The organism is Glaciihabitans sp. INWT7, assembly GCF_014217685.1.
GTDB lineage: Bacteria > Actinomycetota > Actinomycetes > Actinomycetales > Microbacteriaceae > Lacisediminihabitans.
On sequence record NZ_CP043653.1, the window covers coordinates 1,520,635 to 1,541,325 of the forward strand.

At 67.2% G+C, this 20,691-nt stretch carries 21 protein-coding genes; 10 read left to right on the forward strand and 11 right to left on the reverse strand.

Annotation, left to right across the window (positions count from 1 at the left end; all coding sequences use genetic code 11):
• Positions 1-58: 58 nt before the first annotated feature.
• The 4 genes from F1C58_RS07425 (at position 59) to F1C58_RS07440 (ending at position 5,918) form a co-directional block, all read left to right on the forward strand.
• The gene (locus tag F1C58_RS07425) at positions 59-3,376 is read left to right on the forward strand and encodes a glucodextranase DOMON-like domain-containing protein (protein ID WP_185203770.1); all 3,318 of its coding nucleotides are present in this window, start codon (positions 59-61) and stop codon (positions 3,374-3,376) included.
• A gap of 107 nt (positions 3,377-3,483) precedes the next feature.
• A complete protein-coding gene (locus F1C58_RS07430) occupies positions 3,484-4,161 on the forward strand; it encodes a M50 family metallopeptidase (RefSeq protein WP_255461337.1) in 678 nt (225 codons plus the stop codon).
• 48 nt (positions 4,162-4,209) lie between these two features.
• Positions 4,210-4,698, forward strand: coding sequence for a cation:proton antiporter regulatory subunit (locus tag F1C58_RS07435; protein ID WP_185203771.1), 489 nt, complete (start codon positions 4,210-4,212; stop codon positions 4,696-4,698).
• Positions 4,699-4,712: 14 nt separating this feature from the next.
• A complete protein-coding gene (locus F1C58_RS07440; protein ID WP_185203772.1) occupies positions 4,713-5,918 on the forward strand; it encodes a cation:proton antiporter in 1,206 nt (401 codons plus the stop codon).
• A 10-nt stretch (positions 5,919-5,928) separates the two neighbouring features.
• Here the strand turns inward: F1C58_RS07440 and F1C58_RS07445 are convergent, their stop codons facing one another.
• Complete coding sequence (locus F1C58_RS07445; RefSeq protein ID WP_185203773.1) at positions 5,929-6,156, reverse strand: DUF1653 domain-containing protein; 228 nt, start codon at positions 6,154-6,156, stop codon at positions 5,929-5,931.
• Between the two features lie 56 nt (positions 6,157-6,212).
• Between F1C58_RS07445 and F1C58_RS07450 the strand changes: the two genes are divergently transcribed.
• Positions 6,213-7,037 carry an endonuclease/exonuclease/phosphatase family protein gene (locus F1C58_RS07450; RefSeq protein ID WP_255461339.1) on the forward strand — a complete coding sequence of 275 codons (825 nt, stop codon included), beginning with the start codon at positions 6,213-6,215 and terminating at the stop codon, positions 7,035-7,037.
• Positions 7,038-7,369: 332 nt separating this feature from the next.
• Complete coding sequence (locus F1C58_RS07455) at positions 7,370-7,603, forward strand: hypothetical protein (RefSeq protein WP_185203774.1); 234 nt, start codon at positions 7,370-7,372, stop codon at positions 7,601-7,603.
• A 62-nt stretch (positions 7,604-7,665) separates the two neighbouring features.
• On the opposite strand, the gene F1C58_RS07460 is transcribed toward F1C58_RS07455, so the two are convergent.
• From F1C58_RS07460 to F1C58_RS07485, 6 genes are all read right to left on the reverse strand, one after another.
• Complete coding sequence (locus F1C58_RS07460; protein WP_185203775.1) at positions 7,666-8,478, reverse strand: SDR family NAD(P)-dependent oxidoreductase; 813 nt, start codon at positions 8,476-8,478, stop codon at positions 7,666-7,668.
• A gap of 68 nt (positions 8,479-8,546) precedes the next feature.
• Positions 8,547-9,080, reverse strand: coding sequence for a carboxymuconolactone decarboxylase family protein (locus F1C58_RS07465; protein ID WP_219732048.1), 534 nt, complete (start codon positions 9,078-9,080; stop codon positions 8,547-8,549).
• A 22-nt stretch (positions 9,081-9,102) separates the two neighbouring features.
• Positions 9,103-9,303 (reverse strand): DUF2188 domain-containing protein, encoded by a 201-nt coding sequence (locus F1C58_RS07470; protein ID WP_185203776.1) that lies wholly within the window; start codon positions 9,301-9,303, stop codon positions 9,103-9,105.
• Positions 9,304-9,383: 80 nt separating this feature from the next.
• On the reverse strand, positions 9,384-10,385 hold the full coding sequence (locus F1C58_RS07475) for an LLM class flavin-dependent oxidoreductase (RefSeq protein WP_185203777.1): 1,002 nt from the start codon (positions 10,383-10,385) through the stop codon (positions 9,384-9,386).
• Between the two features lie 89 nt (positions 10,386-10,474).
• Positions 10,475-11,206 carry an EI24 domain-containing protein gene (locus F1C58_RS07480; protein ID WP_219732049.1) on the reverse strand — a complete coding sequence of 244 codons (732 nt, stop codon included), beginning with the start codon at positions 11,204-11,206 and terminating at the stop codon, positions 10,475-10,477.
• On the reverse strand, positions 11,203-11,547 hold the full coding sequence (locus F1C58_RS07485) for an MmcQ/YjbR family DNA-binding protein (RefSeq protein WP_185203778.1): 345 nt from the start codon (positions 11,545-11,547) through the stop codon (positions 11,203-11,205). Before F1C58_RS07485 ends, F1C58_RS07480 begins: the two co-directional genes overlap by 4 nt.
• Positions 11,548-11,604: 57 nt before the next feature.
• Between F1C58_RS07485 and F1C58_RS07490 the strand changes: the two genes are divergently transcribed.
• Positions 11,605-11,943 carry a tryptophan synthase subunit alpha gene (locus tag F1C58_RS07490; RefSeq protein ID WP_185203779.1) on the forward strand — a complete coding sequence of 113 codons (339 nt, stop codon included), beginning with the start codon at positions 11,605-11,607 and terminating at the stop codon, positions 11,941-11,943.
• A gap of 13 nt (positions 11,944-11,956) precedes the next feature.
• Positions 11,957-12,625 (forward strand): histidine phosphatase family protein, encoded by a 669-nt coding sequence (locus F1C58_RS07495; RefSeq protein ID WP_185203780.1) that lies wholly within the window; start codon positions 11,957-11,959, stop codon positions 12,623-12,625.
• Here F1C58_RS07495 and F1C58_RS07500 read toward each other — a convergent pair.
• Complete coding sequence (locus F1C58_RS07500; protein ID WP_185203781.1) at positions 12,606-12,896, reverse strand: putative quinol monooxygenase; 291 nt, start codon at positions 12,894-12,896, stop codon at positions 12,606-12,608. The two genes, F1C58_RS07495 and F1C58_RS07500, sit on opposite strands and share 20 nt — an antisense overlap.
• Before the next feature lie 68 nt (positions 12,897-12,964).
• Here F1C58_RS07500 and F1C58_RS07505 point away from each other — a divergent pair, with 68 nt between their 5' ends.
• Positions 12,965-16,234 (forward strand): DEAD/DEAH box helicase, encoded by a 3,270-nt coding sequence (locus tag F1C58_RS07505; protein ID WP_255461341.1) that lies wholly within the window; start codon positions 12,965-12,967, stop codon positions 16,232-16,234.
• A 7-nt stretch (positions 16,235-16,241) separates the two neighbouring features.
• Here the strand turns inward: F1C58_RS07505 and F1C58_RS07510 are convergent, their stop codons facing one another.
• A complete protein-coding gene (locus tag F1C58_RS07510) occupies positions 16,242-17,570 on the reverse strand; it encodes a M18 family aminopeptidase (protein WP_185203782.1) in 1,329 nt (442 codons plus the stop codon).
• A 71-nt stretch (positions 17,571-17,641) separates the two neighbouring features.
• Here F1C58_RS07510 and F1C58_RS07515 point away from each other — a divergent pair, with 71 nt between their 5' ends.
• On the forward strand, positions 17,642-18,964 hold the full coding sequence (locus F1C58_RS07515) for a GNAT family N-acetyltransferase (RefSeq protein ID WP_185203783.1): 1,323 nt from the start codon (positions 17,642-17,644) through the stop codon (positions 18,962-18,964).
• A gap of 22 nt (positions 18,965-18,986) precedes the next feature.
• On the opposite strand, the gene F1C58_RS07520 is transcribed toward F1C58_RS07515, so the two are convergent.
• Together F1C58_RS07520 and F1C58_RS07525 are read right to left on the reverse strand one after the other, a co-directional pair.
• Complete coding sequence (locus F1C58_RS07520; RefSeq protein ID WP_185203784.1) at positions 18,987-19,760, reverse strand: DUF429 domain-containing protein; 774 nt, start codon at positions 19,758-19,760, stop codon at positions 18,987-18,989.
• Between the two features lie 37 nt (positions 19,761-19,797).
• Positions 19,798-20,601: a DUF4433 domain-containing protein gene (locus F1C58_RS07525; protein WP_185203785.1), complete on the reverse strand. Its 804-nt coding sequence runs from the start codon at positions 20,599-20,601 to the stop codon at positions 19,798-19,800.
• Positions 20,602-20,691 lie beyond the last annotated feature (90 nt).

Genomic DNA, 20,691 nt, shown 5'->3' on the forward strand with positions numbered 1-20,691 from the left:
GAACTCGGTTGCGGGGCTAGCGTTCGAAATCAGAACGTTCTCAAAGGAGAGATCCCCCATGTTCCGACGTCGTCTTGTCGCGCCAGCGCTCATTGCAAGCCTCGCCCTCGTGACGCTGACGGTGGGCTCGGCTTCCGCCTCCACCGCGAGCGCTCCTGCGGCTGAGGCGACCGGTTCGCCGGGTGGCCCGAGTCATCAGGGCCAGTCCCGCAAAGACTGTGTCGGCACCTCGCGCACGACCGACTCGAAGATCTGGTTCACCGTGGCCGGAGGTATCCTCTCCGATGTCTACGCCCCCACCCTCGATGCGACAAATGTCGAGACGATGCAGTACCTCGTCACCGACGGCTCCTCCTTCACCGACTTGCAGAGCCGGGACACCACCTACACCGTGTCGTCCGATCCCACGGGCACGGTCTGCACGATAACGTCGACCGCGAAGAGCGGTGCCTACCGCTTGGTGAACACCTACCTCACCGATCCCGCCCGTGACAGCGTGGTGGTGCGCACCACGTTCCAGCCGCTGACGAAGGCGGCCCGCAGCTACTCTCTCTTTGTGCGGCTCGACGCGAACGCCGGCGGGAACGGCGGCGGAGGCACCGCCAACGGGGGCGCCGACAGCGCCGTCATCGACACCAGCAGCGGGGGGTCCGTACCGGTCTCGTTCGACACGAAGACGACGAGCCAGGCCGACCGCACCGCCTATGCGGTGCCCTCCTATCTCGCGCTCACCGCCGATCGCTCCTTCAGCAGCGCCAGCAGTGGATTCGTCGGAACGGCGAGCGACGGACTCGTCCAGCTCGATTCATCCCACACTCTCGGCCCGGTCACGACGACGGCGACCGACGGCAATGTTGAGCAGACCGTCGGCGTGCAGCGCGACCGCGACGGAAGAGCCGTGCTCGCGCTCGGATTCGGCACCTCGCAGGCTTCGGCCGTGGCGACGGCGCGGGCGACCGTGAGCTCCTCTCAGGCGCGCCTCACGGCGAATTACCTCGCCGGCTGGGCTCGCTACGACGCCGGTCTCAAGTTTCCCGTGCTCACCACTCCCGGGCTCACCGGCTCGCAGCGGCTGGCGGCGATCAAGAACTACTACCAGTCGGCCAATGTGGTGAAGGCCTCAGAAGACAAGACCTACCCGGGCGCGATCGTCGCCGGATTGGATGCTCCCTGGGGCCAGTCCATCGTGGCGAACGACCCGAACAACCTCTTCGTCGGCGGCTACAAGGAGGTCTTCGCCCGCGACCTCTACGAGGCCTGGACGGCGCTTTACACCGACGGCGACGTCTCCACGGCCCAGGCGACGGTGCGGTACCTCCTGCTGAAGAGCCAGCAGGCAAACGGCTCGCAGCCGCGCAACTCCCTGCTCGACGGCACGAAGGCGGCCGACGCCTTCAACGACCAGCTGGATGAGACGGCCTACCCGATCCTGATGGCGCTGCAGTCCGGACTCGCCGGAGACAAGGCCCTCTGGCCGCACGTGCGCTCGGCGGCGAATTTCCTCGTGAGCCACGGGCCCAGCTTCGGGGTCGAGCGCTGGGAGGAGCAGACCGGCTACTCCCCGTCCACCATCGCCGCCGAGATCGCCGGGCTCATCGCCGCCGCGACCATCGCCGACCAGCACAATGATCCCGCGAGTGCGCGGGTCTGGAGGGCGACAGCCGACCAGTACCAGCGCACGATCAAGACCTGGGGCGTGACGACGAACGGACCGCTATCGAGCTCCCCGTACTTCATCCGGCTCTCCAAGACCGGCGACCCGAATGCCGCGATCAGCTACAACGTGGGCAATGGCGGACCGACGCTCGACCAGCGTGCTGTTGTCGACGCGGGCTTCCTCGAATATGTGCGCCTCGGCATCCTGCCGGCGACCGACCCGGTGATCCTCAATTCGCTCGCGGTGACGGATGGCACGATCCAGCGGCCCACCGACAGCGGCGCCGGATGGTTGCGCTACAACGGTGACGGCTACGGGGACTGCTTCGTGGGCGCCGGGACGAACTGCACTGTCACCGGAGCCCCGTGGACGAACAACTTCTCCGGAACCGGTCACCCGTGGCCTGTACTGGGGGCGGAACGCGCGCAGCAGTATCTCGCCCAGGGACAGAAGTCCGACGCGTCGTCGGTGCTGGTCTCGATCAATCGCATGAACTCCGGCCCGGGACTCGTGCCGGAGCAGGTGTGGGACCGGGCGGATGTTCCCGCCTCGCCGTTCGGCACCGATCCGACGACGGCATCCATCGGCTTCGTCAATGGCAGGGCCGACGGCTCGGCCTCCCCGTTGACCTGGGGATCGGCGTCGCAGGTCCGCCTCACGGCTGACCTCGCCCTGGGGCGCAGCCTCGAGCAGCCTGCAGTGGTAAGGGACCGCTACGTTGCGCGCACGCAGGGCTCGACCCCGCTCGCCGTTACAGCTCCGGCCGACGGATCCGCGACCGGCGCCACGACCACGGTGAGCGGCACCGCCGCGGCGGGCTCGGCGATCGACATCGCCGACGTGGCGACGGATGCGAACAGTGTCACGACCCTGACACACACGACCGCAGGTGCGGATGGGTCGTTCAGTGTCGACGTCACCTCAGCCGCCGGCACCAACGTCTTCGTGATCACGAGCACGGCGACGAACGGTGGTACCGCGCAGGTGGTGCGATCGGTGGTGAACGATGTCGTGAACGGCACCCTCGTCTACAGCACCGACGACCCCACCGGTGACGACAACGGGCCGGGCAACTACGCCTACCCCAAGGCCGGTGATTTCCACGCGGGAGCCTTCGACCTCGATCGCTTCCAGGTGTACGACACCGGCTCAACCGTCACCTTCCGGGTGCAGACCGCAGACCTCACCCCCACCTTCGGATCGACCAACGGCGCCCAGCTGGTGGATGTCTACGTCTCTACGCCCGGCGCCGCAGCCACCTCCACGACATCCTCCTACCCGGGGATGAACTACTCGACCCTCACCCCCTGGAACCGGTTGATCGAGGTGCAGGGCTTCGGCAACAACAGGTTCGTGGATGCCGCGGGCACCTCACTCGGTGCGGTGAGTGTCGGGGCCAACGCGGTGAGCCGGTACATCACCTTCAGCGTCGACAAGGCGGCACTGGGAGGAACACCCGCCTCGGGATGGGGCTTCACCGTGGCCCTCACGGGCCAGGATGGCACGCACGGCGTGGATCAGACCCGCGCCTTCAGCGCGACGGCCGGTGATTACAGCTTCGGGGTGTGCGCCGTGGCATCGCCGAGCGCCCTGTGTTCGGCCGATCCGAACACCGTGCCGAAGGTGATGGACACGATCGTGCCGGCGGGAGTGTCCCAGGCGACCGAGCTCGACTACACGACGGGGCCGGTGAAGCTGGCGGCGGTGGTGCTTCCGTAGCGGGGCGGGCCGCGCGACGTTTGCACTGGCGGACAGGGAACTGACCCGACGATGGCAGACTGGACCGCATCGATTCCCTGTTCGCTCTGCTCGCGCGCACGACCCCTGTGCCCATCCCCGTGCCGGTTCTGCTGGCTATCGTGGCGGTCGCCGCCACCCTCAGCCTCCCGCGGGCAAGCTGGCAGTATTTCGGACTCTTCGCGACACTGGTGCACAAACTCGGGCATGCGGTCGCCGCGATCCTCACCGGGCGGGTCGTCCACGGCATCCGCATCCGCCGCAATCACTCCGGTGATGCACTGAGCAGCGGACGCGGCATACTCGGCACCGTCGTGAGCGGAGTCTTCGGCTATCCGGCGCCCGCGATCGTCGGCGCAGCCCAACTCTGGAGTGTCTTCAGCGGCTACACCGCGATCGCCCTCTTCGTGGGCGGGATCCTTCTGGTGCTCACCATGCTGGTGATCCGGAACGCCTTCGGTGCCGTCGTCGTACTCGCCTCCGCGGCGATCAGCGCTCTTCTCTGGTTCTTCGCCCCACCGACGGTTCAGGGCTATGCCCTTCTGATAATCGGAATCGCGCTGTTGGTAGGCGCTGTGCGAGCCCTGGGCACGGTGCTCGCCGTGCATCTGCGCCATCGCGACCAGCTCTCCACCTCGGACGCCTATCTGCTCTATCGCCGCACTGGCATCCCGTCGCCGTTCTGGCTGCTCATCTTCGCCCTGCTGATCGGCGGATGCGTCGTGGCGGCGCTGGCCGCCTACCTGGCGTCGTCACCACCGGCGTGACCGCTGGAGCCAAGAGGCCGCGAATGGGCGGCCTGTTAGGGTTGCGGCGTGAGCGTACGAGTCGAAAAAATCGATCTGCCGGGAATCGGCACCCGTCACGATGTGATCACCAAGAAGGGTCGTCGCATCGGTGTCGTTTCCCATCGATCGGGTGAACGCGAGCTCGCACTGTTCGGGGTGGATGACCCGGACGAAGCCGTCGATTCCATCGCGCTGACCGACGATGAGGCCGCCGCCCTCGCCGATGTGCTCGGAGCCTCCCTGATGCTGGGGCAGCTCGCAGGCATCCGCGAACAGGCCGCGGGCCTCTTCACCGAGCAGCTTCTTATTTCCGCGGGATCGCCCTACGCCGGTGAGGTGCTCGGCGCAACGAAGGCACGCACCCGCACGCACACTTCGATCGTCGCGATAGTGCGGGGAGCTGATGTCATCCCCTCCCCCACCCCGGACACTCCCCTCTCCGCCGGCGACACCATCGTCGCGGTCGGCACCCGTCCGGGGCTCGATGCCCTCGCCCGTGTTCTCACCGACGGCTGATATCCCCTCCGCCGATGCATGACGCCGCCCTCCTGCTCATCGAAGTCGGGGCCGTGCTGCTCGGTCTCAGCCTCCTGTCACGACTGGCCGACCGCATCGGCATCTCCGCCATCCCCTTCTATCTGTTGGCGGGCCTCGCATTCGGAGTGGGCGGGTTCGTGCCCCTCGACGCCGGCAACGAGTTCTTCAGCTTCGGGAGCGAGCTGGGCGTGATTCTGCTTCTGGTTATGCTCGGATTGGAATATTCCCCGACCGAGCTGATCACCAGCCTCAAACGGTCACGCCGGGCGGGCATCCTGGATGCCCTGCTCAATGCGCTGCCCGGTGCGGCTCGTGCACTGATCCTCGGGTGGGGGCCGGTCGCAGCCGTCGCGCTGGCGGGGATCACCTGGGTGTCGTCCTCCGGCGTGATCGCCAAGGTGCTGCGGGATCTGCGGCGGCTCGGAAACCGGGAGACGCCGACGATCCTGTCGATCCTCGTGATCGAGGACCTCGCGATGGCGTTCTACCTCCCCGTGCTCTCGGCCCTGGTGATCGGCGCCGGTGTGCTCGCGGGAGCGACCGCCCTCGTCGTGGCCGTGCTGGTGGTGACGGTGATTCTCTTCCTCGCCCTGAGACACGGGCGGGTGATCTCCCGGCTGTTCGCCGCCGACCACGCGGAATCCCTCCTCCTCGGCGTGCTCGGACTCACCATGCTCGTCGCCGGCATCGCCCAGGAGGTCAACGTGTCCGCCGCGGTGGGCGCCTTCCTGGTGGGGATCGCCCTGTCGGGGCGGGTGGCGCACAATGCCCAGCACCTGCTGTCTCCCCTCCGCGATCTCTTCGCGGCGGTGTTCTTCGTCTTCTTCGGCCTGTCCACCGAGCCGACCAGCATCCCGCCGGTGCTGCTGCCGGCGGCGATCCTCGCGGTGATCACCATGGCGACGAAGACCTTCACCGGGTACCGGGCGGCCGCGGCGGCGGGCATCGGCGTGCCTGGCCGGTGGCGCACCGGTTTCGCCCTCACGCCTCGCGGTGAGTTCTCGATAGTTATCGCCGGCCTCGCCGCCGGTTCCGGCATCGAGCCACGACTGGCCCCCCTCGCCACGGCGTACGTGCTGCTGACCGTCATCGCCGGTCCGCTCCTGGCCCGGATGACGGATGCCGCGTGGTTCCGCCGCCGGGTCGGTGCCCGGCAGATGCGCGTGCGCGCGGCCGCGGTCGCGTCGGAGCCGGGCTGATCCCGACGGATCAGCCTTCCACGGGCGCGAACCGACGCACGCTTCGACCATCCACCTCGACGTCGCCGAGGAACATCTCGCGAGGCCGCACCCAGAGCCCGAACTGCCCGTAGAGCGCGCGGTAGACGACGAGGGACTCCTCGGTCTCCGAGTGCGTTGCCTCCCCGATAACCTCGTACAGGTTGCCCTTGTAGTGGCGGTAGGTTCCTGTCGGGATGTCGGGCAGCGATTCGTCCATTCGAGAAGGCTATCCTCAGGGCGATCAGGGCGGCGCGTCGACCGTAGGCTTGACCCGTGACGGACATCCCCCTCCTCGGCCCCGTCATCGCGCCAGAACTTCAGGTGATGACTTTCAACATCCGTCGGAGGATGCCGCGCTTGCTGCCCGGCAACCCGGACCGCTGGGTCAAGCGTCGCCCGCTAGTCGCTCGACTTCTCGAGTCGGAGGCGCCCACGATCATCGGCGTTCAGGAGGCTCTGCCCGATCAGGCCGGGTTTCTTCGGCACGCCCTTGGGCGCAGCTATCGCCCCATCGGGTTTGGACGAAACGCCGACAAACGGGGAGAGGGGTGCCCCCTTTTCTACGATGCACACCGGCTCCAGCTGCTGCAGTGGGAGCAGACCGCGCTCTCCGATACCCCGGCGGCCCCCGGCTCCACCACCTGGGGCAACAAAGTGCCTCGGGTGCTCGTGGATGCGATCTTTCGCGATCGGGAGACCGACCTCGAGTTGCGGGTGATGAACACGCACTTCGATCACCGGTCCCGAAATGCGCGCATCCATTCCGCCTCCCTGGTGCGGGCCCTCGTCGCCGACGATTCTCTCCCCACCGTGCTCACGGGCGACTTCAACACCAGCGTCGGCTCGCTGCCTTTCGAGGAGATCACGCACGGGGGAACACTCGTCGACACGTGGGCTGTCGCGGTCGAACGGGTGACGGATGCCTGGGGCACCTTCCCCGACTACAAGCCACCAAGACTCGATCACAAGCGGATCGACTGGATCCTCGCGACAGCTGGTATCCGGGTGGCGAAGACAGGCGTCAACGTCACCAGGTTCGACGGCAGCTGGCCCTCGGACCACGCACCGGTGCAGGCGATCATCTCCCTTCCCGGGTAGCTGCCGCACGGCCCCGCGGGGGCGCGGGCGCCGGTTGGAGATTGCGCAGGAGACGCTCCCGTCTCCCTAGACCATTGACTCCGAGGACGCTCGACGGGGCTGTTCGAATGAGCCCTCAGCGCTAGCCGACCATCTCCGCGCTGCGCTCCCTGATCGCTGAGAGGAACACACCGTTCTGATGGGCGGGATACTCACGGGTGAAGCGGTGAGCCAGCGCCAACGCTCAGGAGAGCGCGTATGGCGCTGGGGCGAGAGGGGCTCGCGACGTTGGGGCGTTGATCACCCCCTCATGGGTGCTTCCGCGAGATATGACCAATCGTTAGTTTTGGAGAATGGATTCGAACTACTTTCCGGTCATCGCGGGTGCGGGGATGCTCGCCTTGGTTCTTTGGCTCGTCCTGGTGATCGTGGGCTTCGTGGTGTCCGCCTTCCTCACGAGCCTCTTTGTGCGGCTCGTCATCCGTTTCATGCGAAAGTCGCTGGACCGGGAGTACCGCTATCTCCGGGGCGACTACACCGCCTACGGCTCGAACCGTCCGCCGAATGCGGTCCCTCGGGAATGGTGATGGGTCGACCCGTAACAGCGGGTCCCGACAGGTTCCCGGCTTGCTCGGAGGAGCCGTAAGCCTCAGGCGACCATCGCGGCGCTGCGCTCCCAGAGTGCGCCCGCGAGCTTCGCGTCATCCGCTTGCCGGTTGGTGCGTCCGGGCTTGCGCTTGATGTAGTACTCGCCCGGTGCCCAGTCGGTGCCGGGGGCGGTCGTTGCGAGCCAGACCAGGGTGTCGGCACCCTTCTCGTTCGAGATCAGGGTGTGGCGCAGGATGCTGCGATAGATCACGCGTAGCGGGCTGGTCGATTCGCTGGCGAAGTTCGAGGCGACGACTCCGGGATGGAATGCCGCCGTACTGATGCCGTCCGCACCGAAGCGTCGGTCGAGTTCCTTGGTGAACAGGATGTTGTCGAGCTTGGCATTGCTGTAGGCCCTGCCCGGGCTGAACTGGGCAGCCAGGTCCAGGTCGTCGACGTCGATGTTGCCGCTCAAGTTCGCGACGCTCGAGGTGTTGATGACGCGCGCCCGGCTCTCGACGAGGCGGTCCATCAGCAGGGTGGTGAGCAGGAAGGGCGCGAGATGATTCACCTGCAGGGTGAGTTCGTGGCCGTCTTCGGTGATGGTGCGGTCGCCGAAGATCCCGCCCGCGTTATTGGCGAGCAGGTCGATGCGGGGATACCGCTCACGAAGCTCGGCAGCGCGGCGCCGCACCTCGCTGAGCTTCGAGAAGTCTGCGACGAAGTACTCGGCGCCGAGGGAAGCCGCCACATTTTTCGTTTTTTCGGCAGAACGGCCGACGATGACGACAGTGTGGCCGCTGGCGGAGAGGGCTCGGGCGGCTGCGGCTCCGATTCCATCGCTGGCACCGGTGATGATCATGGTTTCGGGCATTGTCGATTATCACTTGCCGCGGCTGGGTATTCGCACCGGTCACACCACTGTGGTACGCCCGTTCGACGTCAGACCGGCGCTGGCGCACCCAGCGCCTGAAGCGCCCGCGCCCAGTAGTTGACCTGGGCTGCGGTAGTGGCGAGGACGACGATCTCCCGCTCGGTGAAAGAAGCCCGCAACAGTTCGCCGAATCCGTGCGGGAAGGCGAGGGGCGTCGCAGAGGCCAGCCGGGCGTAGTCGACGGCGAGTCGCTCGGCAGCGGTGAGGGAGGGCACTTCGTCGAGAGGGTGGCGTCCCTGCACGGCCGCGAGTTCGTCCTCCGAGATCAGTTTCTCCCAGCCATTGGAGTTCATACCCATACAGAATGGACACTCGACGGTGAACGAGACCGCGAGGCGCACCAGCTTGAGCATTCGCTCGGTGACCCGCCCGTCATGGTGGGCCACGAGGGATTCGAGAATGCCGGAGCCGATCGCCGCCCGGGGATACCAGCTGAGAAGCCGCGGCCCGAGGAGGCGCTGTCCCGCGGAGCGTTCGGCCATCCACAGGCCGACCCTCAGGGGGAACGGAATTCGCCGCGGCGGCGTGATGAAGGCGCTCACAGTGCCACCCGACCGGTGCGCGCTATTCCTGCGGATCGGTGATGTCACCCGTCGCCACCGCCGGGCGCACGGTGTGGGTCGTGCCGAGCTGGTCGGCCAGCGCTTGGCCCTCTTCGATCGCCTCTTCCTTGCTGCTGTAGCTCTCGCTGCGCTCCGGCTCGCCGATCACCCGGTTCACCCACTGGCCGTCTTTGTCGATGGTTTCCACGTCGCCGTTAGTCATGTCTCTAGAGTGCGCCCCACGGAAGGATCGTGCCAGTTGTTTTCAGAATGCGCGGGTCTCGATCGGTGCCGTGAGCGGCACTACGCGACCGGTACGGCCAGCATCGCCTCGGCGGTGAGCGTCACCGAGCGGAGCCGGTCATCGACATCTCGCGACTGGTGTGCGGTGATCAGTTCGTCCGCCTGCACGGAGGCCGCGAACTCCCCGAGGAAGTTGCGTACCTCCGAGGGGGTGCCGACAGCCGAGTACCGCATCATGTTGGCGATGTTCCGCCCCTCCGGTGTGGTGAGGAAGGCATCGATCTGGTCGTCGGTGTAGTCGATAGCGGAAGGCCCGCGGGCGATGAGGCTGCGCACGCGCGAGCGTCGGGTCGTCTCGAACTGGAGTCGCGCATCCGCTTCGTCTTCCGAGGCGATCACATTGACTGCGGCGATCGCATAGGGCTCCTGCAATTGACGCGAGGGGCGGAACTCGCTGCGATAGAGCGCCATCGCCTCGTGGAGGGCATCGGGGGCGAAGTGCGAGGCGAACGCGTACGGCAGGCCGAGCGCGGCCGCGAGTTGGGCGCCGAAGAGGGAAGACCCGAGGATGTAGAGAGGCACATCGGTGCCCCCGCCGGGAACGGCCTGCACGCCGGGCACGATCGATTCGCCGCGCAGGAAGGCCTGCAGTTCGAGCACGTCTTCGGGAAACTGGTCGGATGACCGAGGGTCGCGCCGCATCGCCCGCGCGGTGTTCTGGTCGCTGCCGGGGGCGCGTCCGAGACCGAGATCGATGCGTCCGGGGTGGAGTTCTGCGAGCGTTCCGAACTGCTCCGCAATCGTCAGCGGAGAGTGGTTCGGCAGCATCACGCCCCCGGAGCCGAGTCGGATGGTCGAGGTGTGGTCTGCCACATGGCCGATGAGCACACTGGTGGCGGATGACGCGATCGTGGGCATGTTGTGGTGCTCGGCGTACCAGACCCGCGTATATCCGTTTGCTTCCGCGGTCTGCGCGAGGAGAACACTGCTCGCGAAACTCTCGCGAACACTCTGCCCGGGGGCGATCGGAGCGAGATCGAGGATGGAGATGGGGATGGTCATAGAGTCCGCAACGCATCTCCGAGCCGATTCGTTCCCGCTCGCGGACGATTCTTCTCCGAAGGCGACGTTCCGACCGCGAGTCGCGGGCGCTATTCGACCACCGGGAGAGAATCCCGCGCCAGCTTCGTCGCACCGGCCACGGCCGCGGGCATGATCACGACGGCAGCGAAGGGCACCAGGAAGAGCAGGTAGGTGAGCACGCCGAACCCCAGGGTTCGCGACCGGCGGGCGGCGAGCATCCGTCGCCGGTCCGCCAGGTCGATTCCACGGGAGTCGAAGGCGAACCCGCAGAGCTCCACCGCGAGGAACCAGCCGCCGACCAACGCACCGAGCACGGGCACCACGGTTTGCCCGACGATCGGGATGAACCCGCCGGCGAAGAGCAGGAGGCCGAGGAGGGCAGTCGTGGCGAAGAGTCGGATGCCACCGAGCACCGAACGCCACCAGGGGAGGCCAGTGTCGCCGGGATCGGATCCGAAGGACTTCTCCGTGGCGCGCCAGATCCGCTCGTAGAATGGGTCGCCGACGGCCAGTGTCACCGCTGCGAATGTGAAAACCGCAAGCAGCACGACTCCGCCGATCAGCGCGACCGATCCGAGCACGCGGATGTCTGTGCGCCAGGGCTCCGTCCACCCCTGCGCGAACGGCGTCGCCCAGCCGGCGATCGCATCGAGATTCAGCGCGACGAGCACGATTCCCGCAGCGTAGAGTGCACCGACGAGGACGGCCGGGATCGCACCGAGGAGCATCAGCCGCGGTGAGGTGATCCAGAGGCGAAGGCCGCGACCGAGGTATCCCATTCCCGAGAAGAACGACCTCACCGGCGAACCCGCGGGAGGCGCGGCCGCACCAGCGCGTGGCTGGAGGAGATCAGCTGTTCGACCAGGTCATCCCCCACCGAACCATCGAGGCGGACGGTGATCCAGTGCTTCTTGTTGAGGTGGTAGCCGGGGATGATCGCGGCGAACTCCTCCCGCAGCGCGATGCTCTCCTCTGGATCGCACTTGAGGGTCACATCGAACGAATCGGAGCCGAGCGCCGACAGGGCGAAGACCTTGCCGTTTCCGCTGGTCTTGAAGACCGAGGTCTCTTCGCCGAAGGGGAAGGTCTCGGTGGACTGGGGCAACGCGAGGCAGAATTCGCGCAGGGAATCCGGGGTCATGGCTTCGACCCTACCCATCGATGTGCACTCCCAGGGACCCGCGCTTAGGCTGAATCGATGTCGTCTAACGCTGCCCCGTTTCGTGGTCGGGTGAGCCTCGAGGTGCTGCGGGCAGAAGCCCGACAGGAACTCGAGACCGTGATTCACGAGCGTCTGCTTGCGGGCGAGGATCCCTGGGCGTTCATGGAAGAGCTCCCCACCGAAGACGAACTCGTGGTCTACCTCCTCCGTGCCGATGCGATCGCCTCGAATGATGGCCAACGCCCCTCCCCGACACGCGAATACCGGGTGTTGAGGCAGATCGCTCTCGAATACCCACCCCTGACTACCCTCGTGTGGCGCATGCTCGGGCAGCACGGTGCGATGGTGCCGACCGAGGGCATCCGCGAACCATAGGCTGGAGAACATCATGCGACTGCTGCTCATCCGACACGGACAGACCCCCGCCAATGTGCTCGGCCAGCTCGACACGGCGCACCCCGGTCCCGGCCTCACCGCCCTCGGTGAGCGTCAGGCGATCGCTGTCGCCGAGTCTCTCAGCACCCAGCTCATCGACGGAGTCTTCGCCACGACGCTGGTGCGCACCCAGCTCACTGCGCGTCCCTTCGCCGAGGCGACCGTGATCGACGGACTGCACGAGATCGAGGCGGGTGATCTCGAGGGGCGTTCGGACAAGGCATCCGCCCGCACCTATCTCGAGACCGCGTTCGCCTGGGGATCCGGCGAGCTGGATGTCACGATGCCGGGCGCAACGGATGGCCATGCGTTCTTCGAGCGCTTCGACCGGGGCATCGCCGCCGTGTCGCACCTGGACTCCGCCGCGGTGTTCAGCCACGGCGCGGCTATCCGGGTGTGGACCGCCGGCCGCGCGACGAACGTGCCCCCGATCTTCGCCGGCAGTCATGAGCTCGACAACACCGGAGTGGTCGAGCTGGCCGGATCTCCCGAGGCGGGCTGGACACTGGTGTCGTGGGCCGGCGCGCCGATCGGGGGGCCGGACCTCGTTGATGAAGCTGCGGGCGACCCGACCGGGGAGGCGGTCGGCCGCTCCGCGCGGCTCACACCTCGGGAAGCGTGAAACTCTCCACGGTGCGGGCGGCGAGCAGGGGAACGATCCGGCCGAGTACGAGTCGCTCGAAGTGGGGCGATGCGCGGTGGGTCTCGAAAGCCGCGGCGCTCTCATAGCGTTCAAGCAACACCAGCTGCTGCGCATCACCGGTCTTCAGATAGGCATCGAACGAGATGCAGCCCTCCTCTTCGCGACTCGCGGCTTCGAGTTCGGAGACCAGCTCGAGCACTGTCCGTTCGTTTCCGGCGGAGATCGTGTAACGGGCGATGGTGAGGAACATGCCCCGATTCTATTTCGCGGTGCGATCGCGCCGTCGGGTGAGTCGCACCCTCGTGAGACCATGGACGAATGCCCGACGCCGCACCGATGGTCGACATCACCGACATCCAGCGACTCGTCGGCCCCGCCGCGTTCCAGCGGGGACTCGCGTATTCGCGGGGAGGGTTCGTCTCCAGTGTCAGCTGGAACCCGGACACCCGGGTGGTGGGCGGAACCGTGAGCGGATCGGCGCCGCAGCCCTATCGTTGCAGCGCGATCGTGTCGGCGGCCACCGGCAAGCCGACGGGTGGCCTCTGCTCCTGCCCGGTCGGATTCGATTGCAAGCATGTCGCCGCAGTGCTGTTGCAGAGCAACACGACCACGCTCAAGCAGCTCCCCGGACTCGCCGTGAAGACGGCTGCTGTGCCAGCCGCTGTGTCGGCCGCTGGGTCGACAGAGACCTCGCGCGAGACCCCGCCCGACTGGAAGAGCGCCGTGATCGCGATGACCGATCGCAGCGGGTCATCCGGGGGGCGGAGCGCCCGCATCGGACTGCTTCTCGAGTTGAGGGAGTTGATTCCGCGCTCGCGCAGCCAGTGGAACGGCCCCAGCGCGAAGACCGCCACCGCATCGAGCACCGGCACGCGTCGGCTGGGGGTGCGGCCGGTGCTCCTCAGCGACACGGGCAACTGGACCCGCGGCAACGTCACCTGGAATTCCCTCGGTTACCAAGCCAATCGACTCGCTCTCGCCACCGAACAGCAGCGCTGGTTCGCCCAGTTCGCAGCCCTTCACCGCTCGACCCGCGAGGTCTACACGGGGCAGGAGCCTGACTGGCTCTACCTCGATGACTTCCACAGTCCGCTGCTCTGGCAATTGCTTGCGGATGCCGAAGCTCGCGACATCGCGCTGGTCACGGGAAAGAAGGAGACGAGCGTCACCGTCGGCCAGGGCGCCACGGTGAGTATCGACGCCCGGCTCGACGGCGATCTGCGCCTCTCACCGGTCCTGAGTGTGGATGGTGAGCCTCATCCGGCCGCCGCCGCGGGCGCGATCGGCGACCACGGGATCTACGTGTGGGAGATCTCGCCGCGGCCGAGGTTCATCCTGGCCGCGACATCCGCCCCGCTCGTCGACGAGCAGCGCGCACTGCTCGGGGCAGTCGACACGGTCATCGTGCCGGCCTCCGACGTCGACGAATTCTTGCGCGACTACTACCCGAGACTGAGCCGCACGATCAGCGTTGCCAGTGCTGACGCCTCGGTGACACTGCCGAAGCTGAGCCCACCGGTGCTCGTGCTCACGATCACCTACCAGGCGAAACAGACCGTGAAGATCGGGTGGGATTGGGACTATTCCGGCATTCGAAAGTCGCTCCGCGGAGCCGATGACCGGGACTTCGCCACCGAGCATCTGGTGCTCGAGCGAACCCAGCGCGTGTTCGGCACCCTCTCGGATGACACCCTGCGAGGTCTCGACGCGGCCGAATTCGTCGACCGGGTGCTGCCGACGCTCGGCGCGCTGGAGGGAGTGAGGATCGACTCCGCGGGATCGCGCCCCGACTATCGGGAGCTCACCGGCATCCCGAAGCTGACGTTCACGACTGTCGCCACCGACACCAGCGACTGGTTCGACCTCGGCGTGTACATCCACATCGACGGGCGGGACGTGCCGTTCACCAAGGTCTTCACTGCCCTGTCGAAAGGCAGCTCGAAGGTGTTGCTTGTCGACAATTCGTACCTCTCGCTCGAACAGCCGGTGTTCGAAGAGCTGAAGAGGCTCATCGACGAGGCCTCGGCTCTGGCCGAGTGGGAGACCGGCGTGCGCATCAGCCGGTACCAGGCCAGCCTGTGGTCGGAGTTCGAGGATCTCGCCGACGAGACCGTCGAAGCGCAGGCCTGGCGGGAGTCTGCGCGGGGTCTCCTGGCGATCGATTCGGTCGAGTCCACTCCCCTGCCCGCGAGCGTCGACGCCAGCCTGCGCCCCTACCAGAAGGAGGGTTTCGACTGGCTCGCCTTTCTCTGGGGGCAGCGGCTCGGTGGCATCCTCGCCGACGATATGGGGCTCGGAAAGACCCTTCAGGCGCTCTCTCTCATCGCCCACGCCCGAGCCGAATCACCGGGCGATCCGTTCCTGGTAGTCGCCCCCACCTCTGTCGTCTCGAACTGGCTGGCGGAGGCGGCCCGGTTCGTTCCCTCGCTGGCCGTGCGCGGTGTCTCGACCACGCGGCAGTCGCTGGCGAAGCTGGCGGACGGCGCCGACATCATCGTCACGTCCTACGCGCTGTTCCGCCTGGGGGTCGACCATTACCGGGCACTCGGATGGTCGGGCCTGGTGCTCGATGAAGCCCAGTTCGTGAAGAACCCGGCATCGAAGGCGCACGAGGCCGCCGTCTCCCTGCCGGTGCCGTTCAAACTCGCTATCACCGGCACACCCATGGAGAACAGCCTCACCGACCTCTGGTCGCTGTTCCACATCGTCGCCCCCGGGCTGTTCCCCTCCGGTCGCAAGTTCGCTGAAGAGTACGTGCGGCCGATCGCCTCCGGTGACTCCGCCGAACACTCCGCCCGGCGGATCGCCCAGCTGCGCCGTCGCATCCGCCCGCTGATGATGCGCCGCACCAAGGAGCTCGTCGCCGCCGAACTGCCCGCGAAACAGGAGCAGGTGCTCCAGGTCGAGTTGGCGCCCCGGCACCGCAAGCTCTACGACACCGTGCTCCAGAAAGAGCGCCAGAAGCTGCTCGGTCTGATCGAGGATCTCGATCGCAATCGCTTCATCGTGTTCCGCTCCCTCACGCTGCTGCGGATGCTGAGCCTCGACGCGTCGCTCGTCGACGAGGCGCACGCCGACATCCCCTCCTCGAAGCTCGACGCGCTGTTCGAACAGCTGGACGACGTGGTGGCCGAGGGACACCGCGCCCTCATCTTCAGTCAGTTCACCTCGTTCCTGCGCAAGGCCGCGAACCGGTTGGATGCCGCGGGCATCGCCTACGAATACCTTGACGGGTCGACCCTGCACCGAGCCGAGGTGATCTCGCGTTTCAAGTCGGGCGATGCACCGGTGTTCCTCATCAGCCTCAAGGCCGGCGGGTTCGGGCTCAATCTCACCGAGGCCGACTACGTGTTCCTCCTCGACCCGTGGTGGAATCCCGCGACGGAGACTCAGGCCGTCGACCGCACCCACCGCATCGGCCAGACCCGACCGGTGAACGTCTATCGGCTGGTCGCCACCGGCACGATCGAGGAGAAGGTCATGGCGCTGCGGGACCGCAAGGCGCGCCTCTTCGACGCGGTGATGGATGACGATGCGGTCTTCAGTACGGCGCTGACGGCCGACGACATCCGCGGGCTGCTCGAATAGAGGGGTCTCAGGCCGGCGCCAGGAATGCCGTCATCGCCGATGCGAGCGCGGCGGGATCCTCCACCCCGCACAGCTCGCGGGCTGAGTGCATGGAGAGGAGCGCGATGCCGACGTCGAAGGTGCGGATGCCGAGCCTCGTCGCGGTGATCGGACCGATCGTCGATCCGCAGGGCACTGAATTGTTCGACACGAACTCCTGATAGTCGACCCCGGCCTGGCGGCAGCTGCGCGCCCACTCCGCTGCACCCAGCGCGTCGGTGGCGTAGCGTTTGTTCGCGTTGATCTTGAGCAGTGGTCCGCTGTTCACGAGAGGCCGGTTCACCGGGTCATGACGTTCCGGATAGTTCGGGTGCACCGCATGGCCGGCATCCGCTGACAGGCACCACGACTGCGCAAACGCGCGAGCACGATCCGCGACTGTGGCGGTGCCGATCCTGGCCAGCACGCTCTCGAGGAACGGCCCAGCGGCGCCCGATCTCGTCTCGCTCCCCACTTCCTCGTGGTCGAACGCCGCGAAGACCGCGATGGACGGTGTCGTTGCGGCTGGAGCAGGCTCCCCCGCGACAGCCAGTAGTGCAGCAAGCCCGGCGTGAACGGAGGAGAGGTTGTCCAGTCGGCCCGAAGCGAACAGGGTGCCGTCCAGCCCGAAGACCCGGGGTGCCGCGGTGTCGGCGGTCACGATGTCGTAGCCGACGACGTGTCTGCCGGCACGGCCGGCGAGGCCGGCGAGGTGGGCGACGACATCCGTGTCGGCCAGTGCCCCCACTCCGATCACGGGGTTGAGGTGTTGCTGCGGATTGAGGGTGAGTCCTTCGCTGTTCACCCCGCGATCGAGGTGAACCGCCAGTTGCGGGAATCGAAGAAAAGGCCCGGTGCGCACCAGCGCCGAAGTGCCGTCGTCGAACACGAGTCGTCCGGCGAATTCCAGCTCCCGATCGAGCCAGGAGTTGTAGAGCGGGCCGCCGTAGACCTCGACCCCCGCCTGCAGCCAGCCGTGCGCGGCCGTGGTGGGCTTGGGCTTGAGGGCGAACCCCGGAGAGTCGGTATGGGCACCGACGATGCGGAACGGAGTGGTCGGCTCGGCGCCGTCCGGAGTGATCCAGGCCACGATGGCACCGCCCCGCACCACGAAATATCGGCCGGCAGCAACCGGCCAGTCCTCGGATTCCTCCAGGGCCGTGAAACCGGCGGAGGACAACCGGCGGGCGGCTTCTGCGACGGCGTGGAATGAGGAGGGGGATGCCTGGACGAAGGCGGCGAGGTCGGCGAGATGGGCGAGGGCTGAATCGGCGGAGGAACGATCCGCCGGAGTGGGGGCAGCGGGCGAGTCGGTCATCTGCTCATTCAAGCACGCGCGCCCGGTCGCAACCCCGCACGTCGAAGCGCTCGTCCCGCTACCCTCGAACAGTGACCTACGAATACGCCGAAGCCCCGATCGATGCCCTGTCCGCCGAACGTCTCGCCGCCCAGGGCCTGGACTTCGCGCTCGTCGACACCGCCGACCGGGAGGCACTCACCTCCTGGATCCAGGCGGAGAATCGCGGTTTTCACGGTACGCGCATGTCGAAAGAGAAGCTCGATCTTCAGCTGCCCCACATCGCCCACCGTCGCACCACCGGGGTCTGGGATCCCGACACTGCGGATGCCGCCTCGCCGGTAGCCACCGTGAGCACCTGGGTGATGGACCTCACCGTGCCGGGCGAGAGGAGCATCCCTGCTTGGGCCGTGAGTGCCGTCACCGTCTCGCCCACCCATCGTCGTCGGGGAATCGCCCGCGCCATGCTCGAGGCCGAACTGCGCACGGCGGTCTCCCTCGATGTGCCCGTGGCGATCCTCACCGTGACCGAGGCCACGATCTACGGCCGCTACGGTTTCGGACCCTCGGTCATGAGCGCCGACTGGACCATCGACACGACGCGCGCGCGGTGGATCGGGCCGGAGACATCAGGCTCCCTCGGCTTCGTCGAGCCGGAGACGCTGTTGCGCGAGGGCTACGAACTGGTGCAACGGGTGCGGCTGCGCACCCCGGGCCAGGTCGAGTTCGCCGACATCCTGTGGGAACGGCTTCTCGGCATGGACGGTGATCCCGAATCGGCGAAGGGCCTCCGCGTCGTGCGGTTCGACGATGACGAGGGTGAGCTGCAGGGTTTCGCCGCGTACCGGGTGGTCGAGGTGGGCGACGACTTCACCAAGCACCGGCTCGACCTCGCCTTCCTCGTGTCTGCCACCGAGGAGGCCTACGCCGGGCTCTGGCGGTTCCTGCTCGAGATGGATCTCGTCTCTACGATCTCCGCGCCGCTGCGCACCTTCGACGAACCGCTCCTCTGGCAGCTCTCCGATCCGCGCGCCGTGGTGCGCAATGGGGTGCGCGAACACCTCTGGACGCGCATCCTGGATGTGCCGGTCGCCCTCTCGGCCCGGAGCTACAGCGCCGCCGGTGTCTTCGTGCTCGATGTCAGCGACGACCTCGGTTTCGCCGACGGACTGTTCCTTCTCACCGTCGCAGCTGACGGGAGCGCGACCGTCGAGCACCTCGACGCCGAAGCTCCGGATGACGCCGCCGCCCTCGCTCTCACTGTCGACGACCTCGGGGCCCTGTACCTCGGCGGCGTTTCGGCGACCACCCTGGCCCGGGCCGGGCGGATCACCGAGCTGCGACCGGGTTCGGCCGCATCCCTCGATGCCACATTCCGCTCGCCGGTGACCCCGTGGCTCAGCATCTGGTTCTGAGCACAACGAAGTCCTCGACAGGCTATGCCGGCGCCCGTCCCGGCACGGGAGCCAGCTCGGCGAGGTCCACAGAGGGCAGCACGATCCAGCCCTCCCGACCGGCGCGCTCGAGGGACTCGGCGGGCGGGCGGTGCCAGAGCCCGAGGGCGTGGGCGCGCGCCGCGAGAGCCGCGATGACCGCGTCGAAGACATCATCGGAGGCGATCATGGAAGCGGCCACCGGCGCGAGGTCGAGCCACGGCGCACGTTCGCCGATCGCATCGAACAACACGGCGCGCGTGGCTGCATCCGTCTTGTAGCCGACCGTCGAGAAGCCCCAGAGTCGTAGCGTGGCCGAAGGGTAGACCTCCGCAGCGACACCTCCCGCCGCTCGATCGATGGGGCCGAGCGCCCCGGCCAGCGCGTCGAGCAGCGCGGCACAGTGCATGGCGGTGAGTCCGAGACGGTCGGTGGCGACGCTCAGCGGCCAGCGCCCGGTGCGCGCGCGAGCGGCGCGATCGGTCTCACGGTAGGCGAGGCGTCGTCGCCACTCCATGCCCGATTCACCTCTCTCTGCGGCTAGGCGCTGAAGGGGCTCGCCCGCGGAGTGCCGGGCGATGAACGAGACGAAGTCGTCGGGCCAGCCGAAGGCGCAATCGATGCCGAGGGAGGCCACGGTCGGTGCGATCTCCGCGATCCGGGCGTCACCGACTCCGAGTTCGAGTTCGACGACGCGGGCCGGGGCCTCTGACCAGTCGATGACAGCCAGCGCGGTTCCCCGCGGTTCGGCTGCAAGGTCCACGCCGGCGGTCAGCACAGTGCCTCGTTCGGTCCCCGCTTGTGCCGGATGGGGCTCAGGCCTCTGGCTTCTGGAACCAGGGCGGGTAGACGGAGACCTTCGGGCTGTACTCGGACGATTTGAGGATCGCGCGAACCTCTTCCCGCGCTCGATCGTTGGCGACCCCGACCAGCGTCACCAGTTCGAAAGGCAAGCTGTCCTTGACCAGGAGCTCGGCCTCCACGATCGTCTCGGCGTTGTCGTCGGCACGGAGGCGACGCAGCATCCGTTCGCTCGATTCGGTGGAGGCAGCGAAGCGAGTGAGCACATGAGCGGCGTCGCCGTCGGTCACGACGATCGCACCGTCGTCGGTGTGCTCCGTCGCATGCTTCACGGTGCTCACCAGCAGCACGAAGTCTGCGGCGACCGCTCCCCGAGCATCCGGCGAGAGGCGCGGATCGACGGAGTCCGAGCGGATGTCCTCCCACATCGTGGAGTTCGGCACGAGGAAGAATGGCACGAATTCGGCCACATTCGGGCTGCCGAGGCCGGATACCGCTGTCGCACGTCGCGATTCCCGGGTTTCGGCGGATGAGAGGTTCACCTCCGGGCGTGCGGTGAAGGCCTCATTGCCGTCGGCGAGGATCGCCCCCGAGGAGAGGATGCCGGCGAGATTCCGAATATGGGTGAGGTGATAGATGCGCTGGTCACTGACACTCTCGACAGTCTTCGATGCCGCCGACGCTGCTCGACGCGTCACCGCCGCCTTGGCCCGCGCGTTGCGCTGGCCTGCCGCCGTGACCACTTCGAGCACGGGAACGGCCTTGGGGAAGCACTGGTCGCACAGGCCCGCTTCGAGTCCGTGAATACATTCGGCCACAGCAGAACCTCTCATTTGCGCGAAGTCCGTGGTTGGCGCACTCCAGAGTCAACGTTACGCAGGTTTGGTGCCGGTGGTGCACCACGGGCA